A 24,114-nucleotide genomic window follows, 5' to 3' on the forward strand; every position below is an offset into this window, starting at 1 on the left:
GGTATTGTCTAAATGGAGCGTCTTTCCACCAAAAAGGACCTGACTGCAAACCTGATCTCATCCCCATCCTTTAATGGGCATATCTCATCCGGGGAGAGCCTTTGCCCATTTAAGTACGTCCCATTTGTAGAATTCATATCTATCAGGGAATAATTTTCTCCTTCTCTTATAAGCCGGGCGTGGACCCGGCTTACTGAAGGATGGTCTACCAGGATATCCACCTGCTGCCCCAGCTTTCCTATGGTCATACTTTTCTGGTCAAGCCAGATCTCATGTCTGTCTTCCGTATTCTGGGGTATCAGGCAATAAGAAAATTCTTCCGAACCTTTCCCGTTTAGAAGTACTGTCTCTCCAAAAAATTCTTCTGAACCAGTCCTCTGATATTCTGTATACTCCTCAAAAATATCGTCCTTTACATTTCCGCTGTTCTCCCTGCTCTCAGAAATCCCACCTGACTTATCTGCAGACGGACGGTTTCGTGGTCTGGCATATTCCTGTTCCCCTTTCCTACTGCTCCCTGCCTTTGCTTCCTCCGCTCCCTCGTATTCCATCATCAGCTCATAACCCGCATTCTCTGTATATTCCTTCTTCTTTTCTTTCTTCTGAGGACCTGTCCAGACAGAGGTAAAATAGATGAGCAGCCCTAGTATCAGAAACAGCAGACCGCCCAGCTGTGTCAGGTTCAGCTCCCCAAACCATGCCGCAGCAAACAGCAGACCTCCAGTTACCCCTGTCCCCGCCAGAACTATCAATACTTTATATAGTCTAAAACCCTTCTCTTTTTCCTGCCTGCCAAAATTCCCATTTCCATGACCTTTATTCAAATCAGATTCCTGAATCTTTTCAGGATTGCTGCTTCTATTTCTGATGTGTTTTCTGGCTTTTATTTTTCCATGTCTTCTTCTTTTTTTATTATTTTCCCCATTAATGGAACCAGATTCATCTTTATATTCCTGTTCAAAATCAAGCTCTGCACTTACCGGATACTCGTCAGGCGTCTTTTCAGGAGGGCCTTCCTCGCCTTTGTCATACTGTCCCCGTCCCGCTGCCATCTTTTGCTCTGTGTACTCACTTTCCTGCTGGTACTTCAGGTTGAAAACTGCTGCCATATCATAATTTTCATCCAGTGTAACTCTGTAGATATTATAGCCCATACTCACTGCACTCACATCCCTGTGGTCTAATTTCTTCAGGAGATACTGTGCAAAATCCCTGAATTCTTCCTTAAAACTGCCTTTATAACATGGCAGACAGCAGAATGCCGGTATTTTCTTTTCTACATCCATATAAATGTATTCCGGCCTTATAATGAGGGCATCCGCATCCAGCAAATATTTCTCCATCTCGCTTAGTACTGTCTTGAATCCTTCCAGAAACTGGCCGATATCATACCCTGTAAGATCCTTTTTCTCAAAAATCCTGTCCATCTGCTGTCTGGAAGTTATCTCATACCTGTATTCATGTCTCCCGTCCACCGACACCACATCGCAGGGCAGCAGTCCATCAATATTATTTTCACGTATCATCTCTATCTGGTACTGTGACTCTTCTTCCTCTTCTGAAAGGGACAGAATAAGATAATTATGGTTTTTATCCCGCCGGTAAGTCTTATTTATATTATTCATCCCATTCTCCTTCCTGCTACCTGTCCAGCAATTTTTCGATGCTTCTTATTATCTGCAGCGTCTTTACTGGCTGTATATTTTTCATACTCTTATTCACAGTTATCTCCATTCTGTTTCCACAGAAAAACCTCATGACAAGACCAGGTATATAAAAACTGCCTGAGAAAGATGCATTTAATGTGCTGCCCTCTGATACCTCCCCCCGGACTTCCGGCATACCTATCAGCCGGCTGCCCAGTACATCCTGCTTTATTTCCTCCATAACCTGCAGCCCCTTCCCCTCAGTCTGGTTCAGGCTTCCTGCAGAGACGATCCTGCACGCTGCCTCCTGCAGTACCGCCTTATTGTGCACATAGAATCCCAGATAGATAACAGCCGCAAGCAGCGGTATTAATATACTCATGATCAAAGCTGCCTCCACAGTATAACTCCCCTTCAGTCTCATATCTATTACCCTCCCTGCATCTTAACTGCTGCTGTCAGACAGTAACCCAGAAATAAGAAGGGAAGAAATGGCATCACATCTTTTCTGCCTGCCCTTTTTATCACAATCATTACTATTGCTGCCATTGCTGATAAAAACAGCGCCAGTATGAAAAGATTAAATGTCTGCAGCACATCTATATACATTCCAGTCACCATAAGCGCCAGTCCGTCCCCGTACCCCACAGCTTCCCTGCTGGCCTTTGCAGTCAGGAGCAGAAATGCTCCCGGCAGCATACCTGAGGCCCACAGGAGAAACCCTGTACTGCCGGTTATGACTGCTGCTGCTCCGGTCACTATCCCCAGTATTCCTGATACCAGCAGTATTATGGGCTGTATCTGCCTGGTTTTTATATCATACAGGCTCTCTGATGCCAGAAATATCCCTGCTAAAATTGTTCTTATATTCACAATGATTTCCATAATGACGCTCTTAAACCCTCTCTCATCTGCTGCCGCACCGGCTGCATGCATGCCATCCTTCCACCTGGGAGGACGGCACTAAAAGCACGCTTCTCTTTAGGCCTGCGCAGTCCAGTGAACTGTGATACCTGTCTCCTGAATCCGTAATATATACCTGTGTTCCTGCTTTGCTGCCGCACTTCTCACATGCATGGTATTTTCCCCCTCCATCATTGCGCAGCTGCTCCAGTTCCGATTTATATACTGACTGGATCGACAGGCTTATATGACTGCATCCTGCGTCTTTGTGGTATACTTCTCCATTAACTGTAACATAAACCATATCTTCTGCCTTCCCGCTCTCCTGGCTTCCCCTGTTTCCGTCTCTTCCTGTCCACGCCCTGACTCTTCCTCTGATAATTGTCCTGAAATCCCCCAGTGAAAAAAACGGTACAGGCAGCCTTACTTTTCCTTCAGCCACAATATCTATCATTTCATCCTCTTTTAAAAAGCCGGACCTTAGTAAACTTACAGAGTCCACCCCTCCAACGAAAATACTGGCATCTGTCCCCTCTTTATTCACTTTGTCCACAATTCTGGATTTTGCATACACAGCCGAGAGCCCTGCCGCCGCCAGATCTGTGATACCTCCCGCCGAGATATCCGCCTGGTCTATACCCTTTTCGTATACATAAGCAAATACAGCCATATCCTTTCCTGTCTCCTGAATTGCACTCTGCATACATACTAATACACTGCATAATTTTATAAAATAGAGTACAAAGACTACTCCCCAGATAAAAACCGGCAGTATACATGCTGCCTCTACAGTTATACTGCCCCTGTGGGAGACGGATGAGGATATTCTTTCCCTGTTTATTGTATGGCCCCATACCTTCGCCGGGAGAGAGCACTTATCCTTTCTTAAAATTTTTAAATTATAATGGTCCAAAACATTTATACAGAGAAAGAACATCCTTATCCGCCTCCTCACTGGGCTCTGTCTTATTTTCTGGTTATCCTCCGGCAAGATATGTCATTGCACCGGCTGTTCCATATTCTATACCCCTTTTAGAAGTCCCCGTAAATGCTGATGTGATTCTTAAAAAAACCGGCTTTATATAAAACTGCGCTTCAGCCCGTATGCCTGCAATACAGTAATCAGCATGAAATTCGGCAGTGGCTGCCCTTTTTCTCATCTGCCCCTCAATCATATCCAGAGCGCGCATCGGGTACTCCTTCTTATCTCCCACAGCAAGCAAAAGCCTCAGATAATCCTTATAAGCCAGGCCCTTTCCTGTTCCGCTGCCCGCCTCCTCCAGGACCTGGGTCAGATGGGCCAGGTTTTCCAGAGACAGCCTCCAGCTGCTCTCATCCTTCAGCAGCGGCACTTTTCCTCCTGCAAGGAGTATTCTCACGTCTATCAGGCTCTCACCGTATGCCCAGGCCAAAAGAAGCGCCGCCTTTGTTGCCGTGACAAGCCCCGGTATGGGAATTGCGCCAACCAGCAGCACCGCCAGTGCCAGTGCAGCCTCCCGCATAGATGCATTTCCCATGGCGTATGCAAAGTTGGCTCCCTCCCTCATAAGCAGCAGCCTGTTGACTACACTTTTAAGGTTATCCACGTCATTATCCTTGCCAACCAGTATATATTCCAGCTGATAGTCCAGGCTTCCCTCCCGGCCTCCGCCAGTAATACCCGGAAAATTGTCAAGAAGATATTCCTGAAATATCCCATCTGAGATGAGATCTCTTTTAATCCCCTGCAGCTGCAGGTTTCCCTTCTCTGTCTCTCTGTGTGATACCATCTCTTTTTTTACTACTGATTTTTCTGAAACAGCTGACGGATCCTTTAATATAAGCCCCAGAAGCCCAAGTTTTTTTATTTTTTTAATTTCATCCAGAGGATTCTCCACCTGGATTTTATCTGCCTCGTCTATGGGAATAAAGGCTCCGTCCTGCTGTCCTTTTTTATCTTCCAGGGCAGCCTGTCTTTCTGATTCCTCCACGGCTTCCTTTTCAGCCTCCAGCTCATCCATCCTTTTGCCTATTTCTTTATCACTCTGCTCATACTCTTTAGAAGCCTTCTCCTGCTGCGCTGCCTTGTTCTGTGAATCAAGTACTTTATTGATCACATCTGCTGCCAGGCCGGCTTTTTGGTTTGCCACAGCCTGAGCATAAAAGACACCGCCGTTTTCATCTGTCGCCAAAGCGTATTTATCTATCCTGCACTGTTCAATTTCCATTGGAAAGAGATTCATGCTAAAACTCAGCGGCAGCCCTTTATCAGGCTCTGCCGTATACTCCATCATGTTTTTAAGCCTCATCTCAGCCTTGCGTATATCAAATTCTCCTGTCCCGTAAGCTCCATCCAGAAAAAACACATTAAATCTCTCCAGCATTTCCTTCTCATATTCACCCATGACAGAAAATATCCCCATGTCCAGCGCTGATGATGCCACTGATTCTGCTCCCTGCACTCTGGCTGACTCAGTCAGGGTACAGAGCAGGGACAAAAACAGAGTGCTTATAAGGCTCAGGAACACTGTGATCGCCCCCCTGCATCTATACCGCTTCATAATTTCCCCCTTTACTGTCAGATTCCGCTGCTTTGACTTGTGATTTTATTGAAGATACTATTTACGAGAGATGTCAGCTGTTTCTTAAAGATTATTACAAGACCTATCAGTACCACCAGTATCAGGATGATTTCAACCACCCCAATACCATCCTCTTCTAACAAAAAATCTCTTACATGGTTCATCTACACACCTCCCTCCTTTATTTATTTCACTCCACATTTTGAGTCCATGTATGACTCAAAATGACATGACTGCGGGTACCATCAATATGACCAGCACCAGAATAAGCATCAGCATCATGGGCAGCAATAGCTTTGTCCCTGCCTCCTCCCCCATCTTCTGCACCATCTGCCTGCGCTCCTCCAGCGCATTTATAGCCTCCGTTTCCAAAAACTCCCCCAGGCCCTTAGAACCTTTTTTCAGATGCTGGGCCAGCACTGCCCCCAGCTTCACATAGCATGTCTCCTGGCAGCGCCTGCCAAAGTTCTCATAAGCATCTGCCTCTGCCACGCCCCTCTGCATTTCTCTGCAGGAATACAGCATCTCTTCATAAACTGCCCGTTTATCTTTTCCTGCGCTGCTGCGGTATTCAAAGGCTATTTTAGTAAATGCCTCCCTGATCGTAAGACCCGCCCCCAGCAGCATTGACATTTTAAAAAGCATCTGGGGATAATCAAGTATGAGCTGGCGTCTTCTAAGGCCCGCCCGTTTATGTATATCGCTGTCTTTTCTGAAATACATGCATACGGCTGCTAATAAGGAAAAAGCACATATCATCTGAGGCAGAGGAACCTTTTCCTCAACCCATGTAACATTTCTGCCTGATATCTCCCTTGGCAGGACCATGATATCCTCGTTTATCCCCTCCTGGTCCGCTTTTGCAACTGCCTCCTCCATATCCGCCAGGAACCGGCCCTTCTCATCCAGTTTGGGCGGATATATCCTGGCAAATGCCTTGTACTCCGCTTTCTGATCCTGGCAGGAAAGCTCGGCGGACAGATTTACCAGTTCTCCTTCCTGGGAAACTTCCCCTGTCACTGCACCTCCATCATCAATGATCCCAAAAGGAGTTACTGTCCAGTCCACTTCAACTGTGCCTTCCGCCGCTGTCTTTATAAGTTTAAGCCCTCCGCGGACCTCATCCAGGGAACTGTTCTCTCCCGGAAGCGATTCTTCTATTTCCTCCTCTGCCCGCAGAAATGCTTCTTTTATCTCCTCATCCGTCAGCTGCCTTGGGGTTACAGTAACAAAAATACTGTTTGTCTCCTTTTCCCCCTCCGCCACTGCCTTTAGCTCCTCCTCTGCCGGGCTCTGGCCAAATGCAGGCCTTTCAAGAGTATCTCTGACCTCATTGCCAGTATCCTGTACCGCTATGGCAGCAAATGCCGCCATTCCTGAACCTATAAACAATACAAGAAACACCGTCTCCAGCTTTCTGGCATAATACTGCTGTTCTGCTACATATCCCTCTTCCTGTTCCAGGGCCTTCAGGTCGTACCTTAATCTGTCTTTCCCCTGTCCCATTTTCTGCAGTCCTGTATGTCTGGCCGTCCAGACCCCCATTTTCCAGAATGGGAGAAGCATCTTTCTCTTCTCACCACCGGCGCTCTCACCTGCCGACACAAGGCCCAGAATACCCAGCAATGCAAAAATAATCAGACTCACCACCATATGCTACACCTCTATATTCACTATTTTTCTCCCCAAAAACCAGGCTGCCACGTATATCCCCAGGCAGATGCTCATGACGGCAGCCCCCATCTCATTGTGGTACAGGACATCTAAAAAGCCCGGTGATGCCACGCTCACATAGATCAGTATAAAAAACGGCACTGCGCTCATAATATTCTGCTCCATCTTCTTGGAAGCCAGGCATGTCCCTATCTCCAGCTGGGTTTCCTGCTTCTGTGTGATGGCTCCCACCGTATTTCGTATAATAGCCTGCATATCTCCGCCCGTTCTCTTGGATACCTTAAAAACCTGGGCAAAACTGATAATATCCTCTATGCCTGTTCTCTCTGCCAGATCACCCACCAACTGCTCTACCGGCCTGTTTAACTTGACCTGGGCTGCAATATTAGAAAACTCTGCAAAAATCATAGATTCTTTTCCATAAATTTTTGTGATTTCTTTTAAGCTTTCCTCAAATGCATTCTCTATTGCATACCCTGCTGATAATGCAGTAGAAACGCATTTCATTCCCGCCAGGAACTGGCTTTGAAATTCTGATGTCCTCTTTCTCTGGAATGTCTTCCTCCGTTCTTTTAAAAACCACAGTACCCCCGGTGAAAATAAAATAAACGCATAAAAGGATCTGTAAAAAAGGTAGCTCACCACTCCATCCAGAATTGTATACAGCAGTATCTGAATCCCCAGCTCCTTCTTTGTAAATTTGTATACTGAATAATCCATCCTTTATCTCCTGCCCTGTTATTCCCGTCCGTCCTCCGCCGCCGGACTTCTGATGCCGGCCTGCTGCAGTTTTCTTATATGCAGCAGCGGCTCCCTCCTGTGCAGTCTTCCTTTCACCTTTCCATCACTCGTTTCACCCTCCTCAATAAATTCGTACAGCTGCCTTGTCCCTATCTCCCCTGTCTGTATGCTGTATTCAGTAATCTCCAATATTTCCAGCACCTTTCTGCTCCTGTCCCTCAGACGTCCCAGGTGGACCATAATATCCAGCCCTGATGCGATCTGTCTTCTTATTGCTGTCACCGGCAGGTCCATTCCCATGAGCACCATAGTCTCCAGCCTGGATAGCATGTCCTTCGGGCTGTTTCCATGTCCAGTGCTGAGAGAGCCATCATGGCCTGTATTGAGCGCCTGAAGCATATCTATAGCTTCACTCCCTCTGACCTCCCCGACTATGATCCTGTCCGGACGCATACGCAGGCTTGCCTTGATCAGATCCCTGATGGTTATATTATTTCCTCCCCAGGCTCCACGCCTGGATTCCAGACGGACCAGATTTTCCACCCCCTGTATCTGCAGCTCAGCATTATCTTCTATCGTGATCACGCGCTCATCCTTAGGAATATAGTCTGAAAGCACATTTAAAAAGGTTGTCTTGCCTGATCCTGTCCCCCCGCTTATAAATATGTTGTACCCTGCCCTCACCAGATCTCTCAGAAATGCTGACGCCTCCTCCGTTATAGACCCCCACTTAATCAGCTGCTCCATACGCACAGGCTTATCGGGAAACCTTCTGATGGTTATGATCGGTCCGTTTAATGCCGCCGGCCTTAACACCACATTTACCCTTGCACCGTTTTCCAGCCTGGCATCCACGATAGGCTCTGCCTCATTTACTACCCTGTTGCATTTTGCCACTATCTGCTGTACCATATCCTCCAGCTTCTCAGGGCCCGTAAAGCTCTTGTCCCACTTTCTCAGCTGTCCTGCCCGTTCAAGAAAGATTGCCTCAGTGCCATTCACCATGATCTCTGTGATAGTATTGTCATCAAGAAGCTCCTGTAGAATGTCCAGTTTCCTGACTGCATTAAAAAGCTCCCGTCTGAGTTCCCGCCTGAGCGTCAGGCCCAGATATTCCTCCCTGGACAATTCCATTATCAGTTCATCTATCTGCTCATAAATCTCCTCATCGTCCACCTCCTGATTTCTCTCCAGCCTTTCCTGTAGCTGCTTATGAAGGCGTTCTTTCAGCATCTGCAATTTATTTTCCATATGGTCCGCTCCGTTCCTCCTTCACCAGCTTTCTCACATAATCACCCAGTTCCCCCCACAGCAGCTGTTCCAGATAATCTCCCCTTTCTCCAAAGCTGCTGTGGAAAGGCAGCTTCAGCTTACGCGTCTTCTCCATGATGTCCTCATAATCCCACCGCCTTAGCAGTTTTTCATACTGAGCCAGCTTTGAAGCAGACACATGGTCTTCCCTCACAGGCATATATATCCTTCCGCATCTTCTGAGCAGCTCAAAAGCCCCCTCCACATGCTCATCCAGGTCCAGGATGATGGTATTGTATGTACTGAACTGTACGACCTCATCTAAAAGCCCCTCCCAGTCCTTCTGCGTCACATCCCTGATATCATAGGGAGACAGGGCCGGAGGAAGAAAGTCCAGGTTGTGGAAGGTCTGCACAATGCTGTTGAGCTTATAGATGACATTCCCATTTCCCTCCTTTACAAAATACATCAGGTCTGTGATATCAGTGTCAAATTCCTTTCCCAGCAGCTCCTCCATGCCGGAGTATGCCTCCAGATTGATATACAGCACAGTCCTCCCCTGTGCAAGCACCTGCCCCAGTGTAAGTGCAAAGGATGTCTTCAGAGTCCTTCTGACGGGAGAGTAGACCCCGATCAGTTCCACATCCTTTTTCATCACTGCCAGGGGGTCTGCCGCTGCTTCCTGCCTGGAATAGTATCCCATCACCTCTGCTATAAGGCTGTCTGAAGACTGATACTTATAGACAGCCGGATACTCTGCCAGCTCCTCAATAATCTCCCCCTCTGATAAGATCATGATTTTCCGTATATTCATATCCTTTACTTCCGGACACATGGCCTTGGCAGCTATGAGCAGGATCCATATCTCATGCTGGCTGGCATACAGGCCCAGGCTCTTTATATTTGTGAATGCCTGCATCTCAAACGGCATGCCAGGTTTTCCGTTGCTCCTCTCCATCAGATGATAGGCATAGGCTGCCTCCAGATCACAGACGGCAAATATAGGTTTCTTCATCTAATAAATACCTCCTATTGCAAACAATACACTGATGAGTACAGGTACTGAAAAATAAAACTCTCCATCCCTGTCTTCCTTTTTCCTGTAAGGCTCCCATCCATGCCTGTCCGCCATTCTCTCTAAATAACATTTCAAATATCCCAGCCTCTTTAACAGATTACCTCTTTTTATAACCATGACCGCTGCCATCCCCCCTCCTATCAGCAGTGAATAAAACATGCACCAGAATATCCCCGGTATTCCAAGTATGCTGCCAAGTGAGCAGAACAATTTAATGTCCCCCGCGCCGATCATACGGAAGTAATATAAAGGCCACATCAGCACAACAGGAGCTGTCAGTCCTCCCAGGAACCACAGTATACCGCAGACGCCCTGGTCCATGACCTGACAGACAGCTCCCAGGAAGAATCCCGTCAGTATGAGCTCATTGTAGATTTTTCCTTTTGAGACATCCGAGATCACAGCGCTGCACGCCACAAACAGCAGGCATACCTTCTGTAAATATTGCATAGACTTACCCCTCCTGACCTCATGTCAGTGGGGGATATATTCCCGCCACTGCCGTTAAGCTTGTTTTTGGCGATTCATCCCTACACCTGCCAAGGTGGGGGATTCCTCACTTATTTCGTTAATTAAACTAATTTCTTGGGATAACACAGGCAGAAACGCCAATAGAATTTGTTTTGTAAGATGCTGCTATTATATCATCCCCTTGCAGGGATTTCAATATGTTTTTGATACTTTATATTATTTTTAGATACATATCATAAACTATATGTTGTATACTAATTCTCGCGAGCAACTTACCCGGCAGACACGCCAGTGCGTTACTGTTCACTCCGTGACCAGTAACACGCTCCGCGATGCACAGAAACGGCAAAATTCGCCGTTTCGCGCTGCAGTCCTCGGGATTTTCGTGCAAGATACGCACGAAAACACCTCGCGGGACGGTGACGTGTGAACAGTAACGCCAGTGCAGCCATCAGCCAGGTAAGTCAATATGCTGATTTCATTTTAATCCGAATTGTGTTACTATCTACATAGACACCGGATCACACTGCAATCCGGATATAGACATCAAGTCTAAGCCCCCCGCGGCAGGTCTGCACTCCGTTTCGGCCGCTGCCTACGGGAATCAATTATCAGAAAGGACAGAAATCAGATGATTACTTTTAACAAGATCGCCCTCTCGGGAGCCCCTAATGCGAGAGATCTGGGAGGATACGAAACTACAGACGGACGGCGTATAAAACCGAAAAGGCTTCTTAGGAGCGGTGAGCTTTCTCGCACCACTGAAGAAGACCGCAGAATACTCACAGAGGAGTATAACCTTAAAACTGTCATAGACTTCAGGACAGATACGGAGCGCCTGGATAAGCCTGAAATCGGAATTCCGGGAGTAGAATTTATCCATCTGCCAATCATTGATGAGAGCACACTTGGCATTACAAGAGAAAAACCTGCAGAGCGTGAGATGTTTGGCGACCTGTTCGGAGAACTTGCCAAAAAGAACCAGTCCCCTGAAGAATATATGGCATCTGTCTATCAGTCTATCTGTACTACAGATTTTTCCCTGAAGCAGTACGGCAGATTCTTTGAAATCCTGCTGAATCAGACAGACGGGGCTGTATTGTGGCACTGCAGCGCAGGCAAGGACCGGGTGGGCCTGGGTACGGCGCTCCTGTTCCTGGCTCTTGATGTTCCCCAAGAAATCATCATTGAAGATTATCTGTTTACAGGGACCTGCCTGCAGGCTGAGATTGATGCTGCAGCCTCTCTTTTGGCTCCCAGGATGCCGGATGTTGATACTGCCAGTCTGGTACAATGCCTTCTGGGTGTCAGACGAAGCTATATAGATACCCTCTTTGATACTATTTCCCGCACAGAAAAACCTGTTTCTGAATTTCTCCGGGATACTGTAAATCTGGATAAGCAAAAGATCCTTGACCTGAAAAAACTTTATCTTGAAAACAAATAAGATATGCCTAGTACTACATCCAGCAAATACTTTTATGGTATACTGGCGGAAATAGCCGGGGCTGCTGCATTATCTGCAGCAGCCCCTTTATAAGTACTTACATCCAGCAATCCCGTACAGCATCACAACTCCCGGCACCCCTAAAGTGCTCACCGCTGCCACACTGAAAGGATTTAAGCCCACAGTGATGTCGATCCGGGCCTTTTGGAAGCATGTGTTCAGCACCATGATAAGCGCGATCCCCAGCGCCATGCGGACTAATATCCGCATCAGCAGCGGCTGGCTCTGTTCCTCCTCCTGGTCTTTTTTTCCGTCCATAGGCACATCCTGTCCACACTTTTATTCTATCCTATGTCTCATATAACCCGGCTAGAACTTAAATACTGCTGCCCCATACGAAGGAAGCGGATATGCAAAGGAAAAAGGCTTCCCGTCACATTCACTTTTGACTGCCTTATATATCTCCTCCTTTGGCTGTCCCGATCCGCCGTATCTGCTCTCATCACTGTTCAAAATGAGCCTGTACTGCTTCCTTCTCGGTACTCCCACCCTGTAATCCGGCCTTTCCACCGGAGTAAAGTTTATAACAAAAAGCAGGTTATTCTTCCCATCTTTAGAATGCCTGATAAAGCTGAAAATGCTCCTGGAATTGTCATCTGCGTTCACCCACTCAAATCCCTCAGGATAAATGTCAGCATCATACAGGGCTTTATTTTTCTTATAAATCAGAAGAAGGTCCCGCATAAACTGCTGCAGCTGCTGATGCTTTTCTTCCCCCAGAAGGTACCAGTCAAGCTCTCTGGCCTCGCTCCACTCCTGAAACTGCCCGAAATCCTGGCCCATGAATAAAAGCTTCTTGCCCGGATGTCCCATCATATAAGAATATCCTGCTTTCAGATTTGCAAATTTATCATCATATGTGCCAGGCATTTTATTGATCATAGAGCATTTAAGATGCACCACCTCATCATGTGAAAGTACCAGAATATACTTCTCCGCATAGGCATAGCTCATTGAAAATGTCATTTTGTTGTGGTTAAACTGCCTGAAATAAGGATCCAGCTTCATATATTCCAGGAAATCATGCATCCAGCCCATATTCCACTTCATGGAAAATCCCAGGCCTTCCTCCTCCGGCTTCCCTGTCACCTTAGGCCACGCCGTAGATTCCTCGGCGATCATCATAGTCCCATGGTTGCGCCCCAATACGACACTGTTAAGATGCTTGAAGAATTCGATAGCCTCAAGATTCTTATTGCCTCCGTATTTATTAGGTATCCACTGTCCGTTTTCCCGTCCGTAATCCAGATACAGTATCGACGCCACAGCATCCACCCTCAGCCCGTCCACATGATATTGTTCAATCCAGAACAATGCGTTAGATATGAGGAAATTCTTAACCTGTGGTTTCCCAAAGTCAAACACCTTCGTCCCCCAGTCAGGGTGCTCCCCCTTCCTGGGATCTGCATATTCATAGAGGCAGGTGCCGTCAAACTCTGCCAGCCCCTGGGCATCCTTTGGAAAATGCGCCGGGACCCAGTCCAGAATGACCCCGATCTTATTTTTGTGCAGATAATTAACCAGGTACATAAAATCTGAGGGAGAGCCATGCCTTGAGGTTGGTGCAAAATATCCCGTCACCTGATATCCCCAGGAACCGTCAAAGGGATGCTCTGCTATTCCCATCAGTTCTACGTGAGTGTAGCCCATATCCTTCACATAGTCCACAAGCGCATGTGCAAATTCCTTGTAATTATAATATCCGTCTTCATTACCCGGTCCTGCCGGATGCTTTTTCCATGAACCGGGATGTACCTCATAGATTGAGACAGGTATCTCATCTGTGTTCTGTGACGCCCTCTTTTCCATCCAGGCCGCATCACTCCATTTAAATTTTGTCAGGTCAGCAACCCTTGAAGCTGTACCCGGACGCATCTCTGCATAATTTGCATATGGGTCCGCCTTATACAGGCCTCTGTGGTCCTTAGTTGTTATGTAATATTTATAAAGGTCACCCGCCTTTGCCCCCGGCACGAATAATTCATAAATTCCTGACGGCCCGGCCTTCTCCATAGGCAGGCTGCTCTCATCCCATCCATTGAATTCTCCGATCACGTGGACTTCCTCCGCATTCGGAGCCCAGACGGCGAAAAATACGCCGTCCTTTCCCTTACTTTTAACTGGGTGTGCACCCAGCTTTTTATAGAGGTCATAATGTGTGGCCTGACCGAAAAGATACTGGTCTAATTCTCCTATCCGGAATGGCTCCTGTGCTTTTTTTCTCTGATTTCCCGCTTTTTTTGTTCCCGCTGATTTAGCCGATGCTGTCTTTCCCTTTGGATTCTGTGAGTTCTGCTTTTTTTCCATAAGACTTCTCCTGCCTTTTCTTTCTACTTATATACTCTGCCCTTATTCAGGCTGTATCTCTCTGCAATTCTGATTTAAACGTAACTGTTCAGTACCCTCACAGTTACATGCAGAAATCCATTTAAAATCGCTTACAGCGATGGGACTTCTGCACTCTTGAATCATGTTCTCACGGTCTGTGCAGTAAATGCACAGACCTGCTGAATAGTTACGTTAAAACAAACTGCTATACTCCCTGCTGCCGGAAGGTGTGCCTTTATTTTCCCATTCTGAACCTGGTATTTCTGTCCCGTGAATGCATCTGTACCGTACTCTGCGCTTACAGGTACAGGAATCTCTGCATCTGCCGGCTTGTCGTCGTTATTGACTGCCGTGATAACAGCCTCTTCCCCCGCTATCCTGGCAAAGGCATACTGCCTGTTTGTCAGCAGCAGCTCTCTGTAGCTGCCCTCCGTCAGAGCCTTATTCCCTCTGTGCAGCCTGCCGAGAGCCATGATATGCTTAGTCAGCTCTTTGTGGCGGTTTTCCTTTTCACACTCATCCAGGATCAGTCTTGGGCGCATGCCTTCGTCATTGGCTCCCTCCTTCTTTCCTTCAATACCCCATTCTGAACCATAGTAAACGGAAGGAATGCCTGGAAGTGTATATAAAAGTGTATACACAGGATAAACATGTTCCTTATCATTTAATTTACTCATTATCCTGTCAACATCATGGTTATCCACAAATGAATAGAGTGTCCTGCCCCTGTAGATTCCCCCGTTCTCATCAAATTCCCTTCTGATCGTGTGCGCGATCTCAAAGTAATTGTGATCATTATGCCCTGAATAAAGGCCTTTGTGGAGCTCATAGTTTGTAGTTGAGTGGAGCATCTCATCATTCACCCATCTGGAATAGTCCCCGTGTATCACCTCTCCCATGAGCCAGAAATCAGGCTTCTCCTGTGAGGTCCTCCGGCGCATCTCCTTCATAAAGTCAAATTCCAGGCAGTCTGCACAGTCCAGTCTGATGCCGTCTATATCAAATTCACTGATCCAGAAGCTGATGACATCAAACAGATAGTCCCTCACTGCAGGCTCTTTCAGGTTCAGATTTACCAGCTCATAGCAGTTTCTCCAGGCCTCGTATCCAAATCCGTCATTATATGGAGAATTCCATCCAAAGTTAATTCCTTTATACCAGTTTCTGAAGGAAGATCCCTCTCTGTTCTGCTGAATATCCTTAAATGCGTGGAACTCTCTCCCAGTATGGTTGAAAACCCCGTCCACGACCACCCTGATCCCTTCTTCATGTGCCAGGGAAACAAATTTTTTAAAGTCCTCATTGTCCCCCAGCCTCCTGTCTACTTTTTTGTAGTCCTTTGTGTCATATCCGTGGGTAGTGGATTCAAATAAGGGGCCAATATATATGGCTGTGCATCCCAAGTCCCTGATATGGGGAATCCAGTCAAACAGTTCCTCCATACGGTGAACTGTCTCCTCCTCCCTGTTCTCCTTTGGCGCCCCTAAAAGCCCCAGAGGATAGATATGATAAAATACTGCTTCATTGTACCAAGTTCCCATTTCTATATGCCTCCATGAATTGTTATTTTCCAGTTACTATTCACACGTCACCATCCCTCGAGGTGTTTTCGTGCGTATTTTGCACGAAAATCCCGAGAGCCGCAGCGCGAAACGGCGTTTTGGGCCGTTTCTGTGCATCGCGAAGCGTGTTACTGGTCACGGAGTGAACAGTAACATTTTTACGCCCGTATGTCAGGAATATATTCCATACATAAACTGGTCCACCAGAGATTTCTTTATCTCTTCGTCCATAAACCTGTCTGTGTCACTCTGCTCATAGGCAAGCAGGATATAGTGATTCAGGATACCGATAAATCCTATTGCAAACTGCTCCTGGCGTCCTCTCATATTTCCCAGTTTTTCCGATGCCCGCTCAAATATACTAACTATCATATTATAAAAATCTGTGATCAGAGGTTTGACCGCCAGATATGCTTCATTTTCCCTTGCTGAATAAAACAACGCCATCATCAGCCTGCACATTTTATTTTCACGGGCGGCATAATCCAGATAAGCGGATGCCGTCCGATACAGAGTCTGAGGGACATCCCCGTCATAGTAGGAGGCTGCTTCTATCTTCTCCTTAAGGCAGGCATATTTCGTGCTCATCAGCGTCTCAAGAAGACCGAATTTGCTTCCAAAGTAATAATAGAGTGTGGGTTTTGTGATCCCGGATCTTTCAGCTATCTCCTGTACGCCCACTGCATCATACCCTTTGGCGTAAAACAGCTCGAGAGCACATTCCAAAATTCGTTCTTTATTTTCCATGCTAAGCCTCCTTTTCTATATTATACCGTTCGGTATATAATGTGTCAACAAAAAGCTGCAGGACTGTATACCCAACGGTATGCGGCTCCTGCAGCTCTTAAATATCTGCTTATTTATAGGACACTATTTAAAATCTTTTTCAAAAAGGATGATCCTGTCTTCCTCATCATATCTCTTATGGGTGAGGATCATCATAAGCTTGCGCAGGCCAAAGCGTTCGCTGCGCTTAATAGCGTTATCCACGATCTCTTTTACATCTAATATAGTTACAGGCTGTTCTGCTGACTGGCAGTCCCCGATCTTGTTATACAGTGCAAGTATTGCCACCTCATCGATCCTGTAATCCAGGTCATTTGCATACATTTTGCCGAAGGTTACAAGCTCATCATTTGTAAATACAGGTACTGTAAGTTCTGCTGTGAATTTCTCGGCAAATTCAGGATTATCAGCCATCATTTCCTTTAAGTAGCGTCTCTCATCCTCCAGAATGATCACAAGCCCGTCTGTACGGAATTCCATAGCCTTGCTCAGCTGTCTGACTGTCTCATCCTCAAGGTCACCTGCCTCCTCAATGATCAGGAACCCTCCCGCTATTTTAGCTACGGTAGAAGGTATATCCTTTTTATTAAGATCCTCCGCATATATCTTGGCTATTCTGGCAGCTTTCTCACCTTTTTCATGGCTTACGGCCTTTGCAAATTTCATTGCAAGGGTGGTCCTTCCGCTTCCCTGCATTCCTGTAATCACAAGATTTCCGCTTCTTGAAGTCTTGTCCTGTCTGACCTTTGTGAGAACTTCATCCAGCGCCTCTAAGATCTGAGGTTCCATACCCTGTACAGCTGCAAAATAGGAAAACAGATATCTCTGAGCGCCTGTCAGGCCTCTCTGCCTTGGCATAACAGATTTATATGCCTCCTGTGTTGAGGTAGTGCCTGAAGTATTCCATACACGGTCCTGTTCCGGCTCATCCTCCTGGCTCTCATCCTGTGTATATTCATCCTCATATCCATCCTGGCCATGATATGCCGGGGACTCTTCCTCAGCGCTGTCCTCATGGCCTTCCTGATCCTGTGAGGATACCTGCCTGATCGCCTCCTGGACAGCCGCACTCAGATCCATGGTATTCATCATGTCTGCCCTGTTCTCCTTAGGAGGATGCAGCGATGCATTCTTCAGTATATCTATATCCTTAGAAAGATCCACTGTCTGCTGGGTGACCGGTGACTGCCCTGTATATCCCAGGGACTGGCCGGCACTTCCGTCCTCATACCCATCTTCACCGCTGTACTCAGAGTCCTCATAATCCTCTTCACCGTACTCTGCGTCTTCGTAATCATCTTCACTGTACTGCTCATCCTCATATTCGTCTTCGCCGTACTCCGCATCGTCATCGCTGTACTGCTCATCTTCATATTCGTCTTCGCTGTACTCCGCGTCTTCATATTCGTCTTCGCCGTACTCCGCATCGTCATATTCGTCTTCGCTGTACTGCTCATCTTCATATTCGTCTTCGCCGTACTCTGCGTCTTCATATTCGTCATCGCTGTACTGTTCATCTTCATATTCATCTTCGCCGTACTCTGCGTCTTCGTAATCGTCCTGGCTGTACTCTTCATCATCAGCACCGGATTCATCATCCTGGCTTCCCATAGACATGAGCACGTCGTCAATGGAGAGCTGTCCTGTTATCTGCTCTTCCTCAAATTCAGGGCCTGCTTCTTCCTCAGGCTCCGGCGTCTGGCTGCCTTCTTCCGTATCTGCAGGAGGCTTTTCAAACATATAATCCTCCTCACTCGTCTCATTTATCCCGTACTCATCCTGGACAGGCTTTTCGTCTGTGCCGGCATCTTCTGCCGGGGCTGTCTGGCTCTTTAGGTTCTCCGGCATTTCTACCTTTTCCAGAGGCTTAATTGTCGTGGGCGCTGCCTTCTTCATGCGTTCTACCGCCTCTTTAGCGCCATTTAAGCTGCCTTCAGCAGCCTCCACTTTAGGAGCGATGATTTCCTCTATATTTTCTTCTTCCGTCGGCACCTTAGCAGCCGCCGTCTCTTCTTCTAATGATTCTATATTAAGAGAGCGAAGCTTCTCCGGGTCATGATCCGGTGTCTTCTTAATATCTGATACAAGCTCTCTCATGCTCTTTGCCAGTTCAGCCTGAAGCTCAACAGTATCATACCTGGCCTGGCCCGGAGCATTTGGCTTCTCCGGCGCGTAACCGCTGCTGGCAGTCCCGGCCTCAAATCCCCAGTCATCGTCTATATTCCTGGACGCACTTGCAGCAGCATGATGAGATACTTCATGTGCCAGCTCTCTCTCTGTCTGCATGATAATATTCTGGGTGAGCGCTTCCTCCTCAGAACTTGGCAGTTTCTGGGCAATCACCTTCTCGATCTGGGGAACAGCTGCTTCAACCGCCTCTTCCTTCTCCATTGCAGTCTCAAACCTGCGGTCATAGATAGCCTGCTGCTCAGTTGTGAGCTGGGCATATTTCTGCTTCAGCTCCAGCGCCTTTATCACGTATGGGCCGCTGTGGAACCACAATACAAGATCATCGCATGTCTCTATACATTTATCTGCGATCCCTGCCTTACTGTACAGCTTGGCCAGCTCATAGGCCCACTTCTCTGTGTACTCCCGTTCTTTATATTCTTCAAGAATAGCGATCTGGTCCTCTATGGAAGACCCTCTGCCTTTATATATCTTATATTTTAAAATATATCTGCTGTTGTCATTGGGAGCTGCATTGATAAAATCTCCGTAATACTCCACAGCCTCATCAAATTCCTTCATTTTAACTGAGATCTCTACCAGCCTGTACAGAATAGTACGGCTGCCTGATGAGCGTGCAAAGGCTCTAAGAAGGATTTCCCTGGCATCCTCCAGCCTGTCGTTTGCCTCGAAAATTTCGCTGACCATACAGAGAGTCCTTACATTCCTGACCCTTTTCCACTCAATGGTATCTGCAATATCGGCAGCATTCTTATAATCCTGTTTATCAATTAACTTCTTAATCTCTTCCAACTTAAGATTATATTCGTATTTATCCAACTTGTTCACCTCTTATTTATCCTAAACATACACCGGCCAGATCATCACCGGCCTTATCCCCTGCTTAACATGCCTGATTCAGGCAATACTTCTCAGGTAAGTTTACCATACCTCATTTGGCTTGTCAAAACAAACGATAGCGGTTAAGAAAAAACTAATGTTACTATATTATCTCAGCTTAGACAATGAATGGCCGGGCAGCCGCAGCTGTCCAGCCATAAATGCTTAGCGTATTTAAAATTCCTTCCTGCCGCGGCAGTCCGCTATCTCCATCATTTCACGGTACTTGGCTACCGTCCTTCTGGATATCTTCAGGCCCTGTACGGCCAGCAGCTCTGCCAGCACAGAATCGCTGTAAGGTTTTTTCTTATCTTCATTCTTAATAAGTTCACCAAGCTGGGTTCTGACCTTTACAGCGCTGACGGGATCATCTTTTCCGCTTATACTCTTAGCAAAGAAAAAGCTTAAGGGAAACAGACCGTAGCAGCACTGCAGGTATTTCTCATTTACTGCCCTGCTCACAGTGGAAACGCTCAGATCCAGCCGCTGGGCGGCTTCTGTCATGGTAAATGGGCGAAGCGCCTTATCCCCGGAAGTAAAAAACTCCTGATGCACATCCAGGATGCATTTTGTAATATCCATCAGTGTTGTGTTTCTCCTCCTGATGTTTTCCTGAAGCTTTCGTGCCTGCCCAAGCTTCTGACAGAGATACTCCTTTGTTTCTTCCGGACATTCCCCCTTCATCATCTGCACATAATCTTCGTTTATCCGAACCGCCGGATATACGTAGTCGTTTGTCAGAATCTCAAATCCATGGTGAAATTTAACTACGGTAACATCCGGTATGATATATCTGGATATCCCGCCATTTCCAAATCCCTGGGCCGGCCTGGGATTCAGGCTGCGTATCCGCTTCTGTGCATCCATGACCTCCTTAACAGGTATTTTTAATTCCTTTGCAATTAAGGGAAGGTGGTTTTTACCCAGCTGCTCCAGATAGCCGCTCACTATTTTACATTCTGTTCTACATTCATAATCCGCCCTTTTCAGCTGAAGCAAAAGGCATTCCTTCAGGGAATCGGCACAGATGCCCGCAGGTTCCAGCGTTTTCATGATTTCCAGACAACGCTGTACCTCCTTTACAGATATACCAAGCCTGGAGGCTGTCTCGTCAGCAGGGCAGGTATAATACCCCCTGTCGTCCAGGCTCTCTGCTATATACTCAAACACCTGCATTTCCCTGTCTGAATATCCCTCTCCGATCAGCTGCTGCATCAACGCTTCCTTCAGACCGCTCTCCCTGCTCCCTGAAATATTGTTAAAATCAAAGCCGTCAGCAGCCTTTTTCTCCAGGTGATAGTAGAAGCGGTTCTGTTCATCCAGTTCAGACAGCCACTCCAGCTTTTTCAGCCGCTCTTCATCCTTATTTTGTGGATACTGTTCTTCTGCGTCAATTAATGGATTTTCAAGAGTCTGCTCCCTTATATAATCAGAGAGCTCCTGAGCGCTCATCTGTAATATTTCCACCGACTGGATCATTTCCTGTGAGAGCACCTGCCTCTGGCTCTGTTCTAAATAAGCTTCCATACTATTCCCCGTCCTTTACATCAAAAGTCCTGCTACCTGCCCGTTTCATCTGTCTGTAAATAGTATAAGCCGAAGGAGCCTCCTTCTGCAAGCCTTTTAGGAATAGATTTGTTACACTCTGTTTTTCATAAAATCTGCAACTGCTTTCTGTATCTCCGGGTCTTCTCCAAAAAATCCTTCATTATTACACAGGAGCAGAGCCTTTACCCCCTTCTGTGTCAGTTTTTCAAAAAAGCGGACACTCTGGTTCATTGGTATCTGTATACCGCATTCATATATTCCATGGACGATCACAGAAGGTGCACTGTTTTCTGTCACATGGGACACCGGGCTGATATCTATAGCTCTCTGCAGGATATCCTGGTATTCCGGTTCATTCATATGTGCCTTCAGGCTGGCAAGGCCTTTTCCCTCTCCGCTGTAATCAAACATATATCCCGGCGGTGCAAAAGGACCGTCTGAATTCATGACCCTTTCTATCTGTCCCGGATATTGGTGGAAAATATCCTCGCCGAATCCAAGGGCATCAGTCCACGGGAAATAAATAGCCGCGGCCTTTATCCGGCTGTTATATGAAGTATTTCCCCCAATATCTCCTTCTGTATCCGGCTCTCCATTTGTAGCCGCGATAAAAGCAGACAGGTGGCCTCCGCAGGAACCTCCCATGATCCCTATCCGCTCCATGTCTATCCCGTATTCTGCCGCATGCGCCTTCAAAAAGCGTATTGCCCCCTTTACATCATACATAAGGCCCGGCCAGCGGTTAGGAGGCGTGGCACGGTAGTCAACAGCTGCCATAGCATAGCCCTCATCCAGAATACGTCCTGTCAGTCTCTCAAAGCAGTCGTAGTCTCCTCCATGTCCATGTATCCCCACAATGCAGGGGTATGGCGCCTTTCCTTTTTGAGGGAGCTTCAGATTCAGCATCAGGTCCATTGTGTTATAAGGGCCTGCATCCGGGAACCCTTCCTGGCACTTCTCTACAGGCACCGTTGCCACCCACTGGTCCTGAAAATCAATATCCCGGACAGAAGTTTTATTATACCAGTGCCTGTGCGGATGCAGCCACGGTCTGCCCGCTGCAAATTTCTTCCGCTCCGGCATGGAGGCACAGAGCTTAAATTCAGCCATTCCATGGGCCGTAACAGTTACCTGGCTGCCTGCGGTTTTCTTTATTACATCAAAGTTTTTTGTTTTATATATAATGGTTTCTTTATCCAGAGGATATACTTGTGTGCATGGATATCTGTGCCATTTTTCCCCCAGATACACATAGACAGCACGTTTAAATACATACAGCATCCCAGGGCCGCTCATGCCTTCCACTGACAGTGTTCCCTGAAATTCCGTCACATTTGCGGCGATCACCGGCAGCTTCAGCACTGAGCCCCCTGTATGCAGGCCGATCACCGGGTTTTTATCTCCGATACATTCCGGCTGCTGATACATTTTTTCAGCACAAAATACACTGAGCCTCAGACGGCTTTTCGCCTGCACCAGCTGTGACAATGCCTCCAGGGTAAAGTCCAGATGCAGGGGCGTCTGGCTATCCAGCTTTGCCAGGTCATCTGAAAGTCCCGGGTGATACGGGAGACCCATAGACATATAAGCCCTGTGCCTTCCGTATTTTGCATGGGAAGCCCTCATAGCTCCCTCTGTCAGAAAGCACGTGCTTCCATCGGGATATACTTCCTCCAGAACGGCCAGGAACAGGCCGTCCCTGCATTCCGAAGTCACATCCAGCTCCAGAGTGGGGATTCCCGTTATTTCCACAGGCTTTTCAAATGCAGCTGTAGTAAATGTCAGGCATTTTCTGGATTCTTCAAAAAAACCGCCCTCAATCCTGCGGTCCAGTGTGCCCATTGGCCCGTACAGCCTGATATCTCTGTTCATCCTGTATTTTATGACAGACGGATTCTGCTCTTCGCACTCCAGGAGTGACCCGTCGTAGCAGCTGTCTATGGTGCCGCTCTTCTCCTGGCTTAAATATAGAGATGACACCACCTGGCTGTCCAGCGGAAGGTCAGCAGCATATTTCCACTCCCGTCCCCGCTCTTCCCCGCGTGTATAGTAACGTACCGGCGGCTCTGTAAAGCACCCGTTCTCTATGCCTTTCAGCGCATAGTCAAAGAACCTGACATACTCTTCTTCCCACGGAAAAACGCTGTTTGGAAGATCTGAGGGCTTATCATTGCAGTGATACATCTCGCAGTGGCGCCACGGTCCGATCAGAAGCTTGCCGTCAAAAACTTTATAGGCATACACTGCCCCTGCAGCCCCCGGATCATACCAGGCCCCGTTTTTATAATATTTTATGTCACTGTACCGGATAGAATCCATCCTCTCCCATATGGAGATATCCCGCTGGGGTGCACAGCCAAACTTTGGATTCACCGTATCCCGGTGCATATTCGGAAAATACTGTCCCAGAAATCCCAGGTTTGTCACATGGTCTCTCTGTGCTTCTTCCAGCAGAGTTTTATCTGTGTCTGCATCTACCGGAGTCCCCACCGGCTCAGGCGGTGCTCCGTGTATAAACTCAATATGTCTGGATGCCCCGTTTGGGTAATCCTGATAATAAAAATCCGGATGACAGTCACATGGTATAACCGCCCGAAGCGGCGCCGGCCGCTCGGCAGCCGTCAGATCCTGGATAAATCCATTATTTGATCCTCCCAGCATGCCAAAGCTTCCGCTGCACCAGGGCTCCCCTGCCATTTCTTCCATCAGTATTTTCAGGTCCTTTGCTTCCGTCCGGCTGTGAAATCCATCATTTCTTCCAAAGGAGGCGCCAATTCCCCGCAGATCCGGCAAAACCAGGGCATACCCGTTCTCCAGAAGTTTCTGCAGAACGCCCTTCATTTCTTCAAAGCGCTCCCTGCGCGTTCCCCTGCCGGCATACATGATCGCCGGTACCTTTTCTTTTATCTGCGGCAGATACAGATCTGCTGCCAGCCGGACGCCGTCCATTCCCCTGTAATATTTTGAAATACGGGTATAATTCAGCATT

Annotated in this window: 19 protein-coding genes; 1 reads left to right on the top strand and 18 read right to left on the bottom strand. The window is 47.3% G+C overall.

All coding sequences use genetic code 11. The features are described from left to right. Positions 1-8 precede the first annotated feature (8 nt). The 11 genes from NSB28_RS22695 to NSB28_RS22745 are packed head-to-tail and all read right to left on the bottom strand — an operon-like array spanning position 9 to position 10,304. Positions 9-1,625: a DUF6382 domain-containing protein gene (locus tag NSB28_RS22695; RefSeq protein WP_109625993.1), complete on the bottom strand. Its 1,617-nt coding sequence runs from the start codon at positions 1,623-1,625 to the stop codon at positions 9-11. A 16-nt stretch (positions 1,626-1,641) separates the two neighbouring features. Next, positions 1,642-2,070: a TadE family protein gene (locus NSB28_RS22700; RefSeq protein WP_109625994.1), complete on the bottom strand. Its 429-nt coding sequence runs from the start codon at positions 2,068-2,070 to the stop codon at positions 1,642-1,644. Positions 2,071-2,075: 5 nt separating this feature from the next. Further along, complete coding sequence (locus tag NSB28_RS22705; protein ID WP_109625995.1) at positions 2,076-2,582, bottom strand: A24 family peptidase; 507 nt, start codon at positions 2,580-2,582, stop codon at positions 2,076-2,078. Beyond that, on the bottom strand, positions 2,554-3,486 hold the full coding sequence (locus tag NSB28_RS22710; RefSeq protein WP_109625996.1) for a hypothetical protein: 933 nt from the start codon (positions 3,484-3,486) through the stop codon (positions 2,554-2,556). The genes NSB28_RS22705 and NSB28_RS22710 overlap by 29 nt, the downstream gene beginning before the upstream one ends. Before the next feature lie 40 nt (positions 3,487-3,526). After that, on the bottom strand, positions 3,527-5,089 hold the full coding sequence (locus tag NSB28_RS22715; RefSeq protein ID WP_109625997.1) for a DUF5702 domain-containing protein: 1,563 nt from the start codon (positions 5,087-5,089) through the stop codon (positions 3,527-3,529). A 17-nt stretch (positions 5,090-5,106) separates the two neighbouring features. After that, positions 5,107-5,274 carry a Flp1 family type IVb pilin gene (locus tag NSB28_RS22720; RefSeq protein ID WP_109625998.1) on the bottom strand — a complete coding sequence of 56 codons (168 nt, stop codon included), beginning with the start codon at positions 5,272-5,274 and terminating at the stop codon, positions 5,107-5,109. Positions 5,275-5,329: 55 nt separating this feature from the next. After that, positions 5,330-6,763 (bottom strand): type II secretion system F family protein, encoded by a 1,434-nt coding sequence (locus NSB28_RS22725; protein WP_109625999.1) that lies wholly within the window; start codon positions 6,761-6,763, stop codon positions 5,330-5,332. Between the two features lie 3 nt (positions 6,764-6,766). Continuing rightward, positions 6,767-7,504 carry a type II secretion system F family protein gene (locus NSB28_RS22730; RefSeq protein WP_109626000.1) on the bottom strand — a complete coding sequence of 246 codons (738 nt, stop codon included), beginning with the start codon at positions 7,502-7,504 and terminating at the stop codon, positions 6,767-6,769. An 18-nt stretch (positions 7,505-7,522) separates the two neighbouring features. Continuing rightward, positions 7,523-8,776 (bottom strand): CpaF family protein, encoded by a 1,254-nt coding sequence (locus tag NSB28_RS22735; RefSeq protein WP_257497772.1) that lies wholly within the window; start codon positions 8,774-8,776, stop codon positions 7,523-7,525. Next, complete coding sequence (locus NSB28_RS22740; protein ID WP_109626001.1) at positions 8,766-9,791, bottom strand: P-loop NTPase family protein; 1,026 nt, start codon at positions 9,789-9,791, stop codon at positions 8,766-8,768. The genes NSB28_RS22735 and NSB28_RS22740 overlap by 11 nt, the downstream gene beginning before the upstream one ends. Then, positions 9,792-10,304 (bottom strand): A24 family peptidase, encoded by a 513-nt coding sequence (locus tag NSB28_RS22745; RefSeq protein WP_109626002.1) that lies wholly within the window; start codon positions 10,302-10,304, stop codon positions 9,792-9,794. It abuts the gene before it with no gap. 652 nt (positions 10,305-10,956) lie between these two features. Between NSB28_RS22745 and NSB28_RS22750 the strand changes: the two genes are divergently transcribed. Beyond that, positions 10,957-11,772 (top strand): tyrosine-protein phosphatase, encoded by an 816-nt coding sequence (locus NSB28_RS22750; protein WP_109626003.1) that lies wholly within the window; start codon positions 10,957-10,959, stop codon positions 11,770-11,772. Between the two features lie 87 nt (positions 11,773-11,859). Here NSB28_RS22750 and NSB28_RS22755 read toward each other — a convergent pair whose 3' ends face one another. From NSB28_RS22755 to NSB28_RS22785, 7 genes are all read right to left on the bottom strand, one after another. Then, positions 11,860-12,090 (bottom strand): pro-sigmaK processing inhibitor BofA family protein, encoded by a 231-nt coding sequence (locus NSB28_RS22755; RefSeq protein ID WP_109626004.1) that lies wholly within the window; start codon positions 12,088-12,090, stop codon positions 11,860-11,862. Positions 12,091-12,141: 51 nt separating this feature from the next. Next, a complete protein-coding gene (gene glgB / locus NSB28_RS22760; RefSeq protein WP_109626005.1) occupies positions 12,142-14,139 on the bottom strand; it encodes a 1,4-alpha-glucan branching protein GlgB in 1,998 nt (665 codons plus the stop codon). Between the two features lie 161 nt (positions 14,140-14,300). Continuing rightward, positions 14,301-15,701 (bottom strand): alpha-amylase family glycosyl hydrolase, encoded by a 1,401-nt coding sequence (locus tag NSB28_RS22765; protein ID WP_109626006.1) that lies wholly within the window; start codon positions 15,699-15,701, stop codon positions 14,301-14,303. Between the two features lie 192 nt (positions 15,702-15,893). Next, on the bottom strand, positions 15,894-16,469 hold the full coding sequence (locus NSB28_RS22770; RefSeq protein WP_109626007.1) for a TetR/AcrR family transcriptional regulator: 576 nt from the start codon (positions 16,467-16,469) through the stop codon (positions 15,894-15,896). 123 nt (positions 16,470-16,592) lie between these two features. Beyond that, the gene (locus NSB28_RS22775; RefSeq protein ID WP_109626008.1) at positions 16,593-19,517 is read right to left on the bottom strand and encodes a P-loop NTPase family protein; all 2,925 of its coding nucleotides are present in this window, start codon (positions 19,515-19,517) and stop codon (positions 16,593-16,595) included. A 234-nt stretch (positions 19,518-19,751) separates the two neighbouring features. Further along, positions 19,752-21,104 carry an RNA polymerase factor sigma-54 gene (rpoN, locus tag NSB28_RS22780; RefSeq protein ID WP_109626009.1) on the bottom strand — a complete coding sequence of 451 codons (1,353 nt, stop codon included), beginning with the start codon at positions 21,102-21,104 and terminating at the stop codon, positions 19,752-19,754. A gap of 111 nt (positions 21,105-21,215) precedes the next feature. Next, a complete protein-coding gene (locus NSB28_RS22785) occupies positions 21,216-24,113 on the bottom strand; it encodes a CocE/NonD family hydrolase (RefSeq protein WP_109626010.1) in 2,898 nt (965 codons plus the stop codon). Position 24,114: the final 1 nt, after the last annotated feature.

It is taken from the genome of Murimonas intestini, assembly GCF_024622195.1.
Taxonomy (GTDB): Bacteria; Bacillota; Clostridia; order Lachnospirales; family Lachnospiraceae; genus Murimonas; species Murimonas intestini.

Excerpts from the sequence above, each read along its gene's own strand:
- NSB28_RS22695 (WP_109625993.1), bottom strand. The coding sequence starts at position 1,625 with ATGAATAATATAAATAAGACTTACCGGCGGGATAAAAACCATAATTAT.
- NSB28_RS22700 (WP_109625994.1), bottom strand. The coding sequence starts at position 2,070 with ATGAGACTGAAGGGGAGTTATACTGTGGAGGCAGCTTTGATCATGAGT.
- NSB28_RS22705 (WP_109625995.1), bottom strand. The coding sequence starts at position 2,582 with ATGCATGCAGCCGGTGCGGCAGCAGATGAGAGAGGGTTTAAGAGCGTC.
- NSB28_RS22710 (WP_109625996.1), bottom strand. The coding sequence starts at position 3,486 with ATGTTCTTTCTCTGTATAAATGTTTTGGACCATTATAATTTAAAAATT.
- NSB28_RS22715 (WP_109625997.1), bottom strand. The coding sequence starts at position 5,089 with ATGAAGCGGTATAGATGCAGGGGGGCGATCACAGTGTTCCTGAGCCTT.
- NSB28_RS22720 (WP_109625998.1), bottom strand. The coding sequence starts at position 5,274 with ATGAACCATGTAAGAGATTTTTTGTTAGAAGAGGATGGTATTGGGGTG.
- NSB28_RS22725 (WP_109625999.1), bottom strand. The coding sequence starts at position 6,763 with ATGGTGGTGAGTCTGATTATTTTTGCATTGCTGGGTATTCTGGGCCTT.
- NSB28_RS22730 (WP_109626000.1), bottom strand. The coding sequence starts at position 7,504 with ATGGATTATTCAGTATACAAATTTACAAAGAAGGAGCTGGGGATTCAG.
- NSB28_RS22735 (WP_257497772.1), bottom strand. The coding sequence starts at position 8,776 with ATGGAAAATAAATTGCAGATGCTGAAAGAACGCCTTCATAAGCAGCTA.
- NSB28_RS22740 (WP_109626001.1), bottom strand. The coding sequence starts at position 9,791 with ATGAAGAAACCTATATTTGCCGTCTGTGATCTGGAGGCAGCCTATGCC.
- NSB28_RS22745 (WP_109626002.1), bottom strand. The coding sequence starts at position 10,304 with ATGCAATATTTACAGAAGGTATGCCTGCTGTTTGTGGCGTGCAGCGCT.
- NSB28_RS22750 (WP_109626003.1), top strand. The coding sequence starts at position 10,957 with ATGATTACTTTTAACAAGATCGCCCTCTCGGGAGCCCCTAATGCGAGA.
- NSB28_RS22755 (WP_109626004.1), bottom strand. The coding sequence starts at position 12,090 with ATGGACGGAAAAAAAGACCAGGAGGAGGAACAGAGCCAGCCGCTGCTG.
- glgB (WP_109626005.1), bottom strand. The coding sequence starts at position 14,139 with ATGGAAAAAAAGCAGAACTCACAGAATCCAAAGGGAAAGACAGCATCG.
- NSB28_RS22765 (WP_109626006.1), bottom strand. The coding sequence starts at position 15,701 with ATGGGAACTTGGTACAATGAAGCAGTATTTTATCATATCTATCCTCTG.
- NSB28_RS22770 (WP_109626007.1), bottom strand. The coding sequence starts at position 16,469 with ATGGAAAATAAAGAACGAATTTTGGAATGTGCTCTCGAGCTGTTTTAC.
- rpoN (WP_109626009.1), bottom strand. The coding sequence starts at position 21,104 with ATGGAAGCTTATTTAGAACAGAGCCAGAGGCAGGTGCTCTCACAGGAA.
- NSB28_RS22785 (WP_109626010.1), bottom strand. The coding sequence starts at position 24,113 with ATGCTGAATTATACCCGTATTTCAAAATATTACAGGGGAATGGACGGC.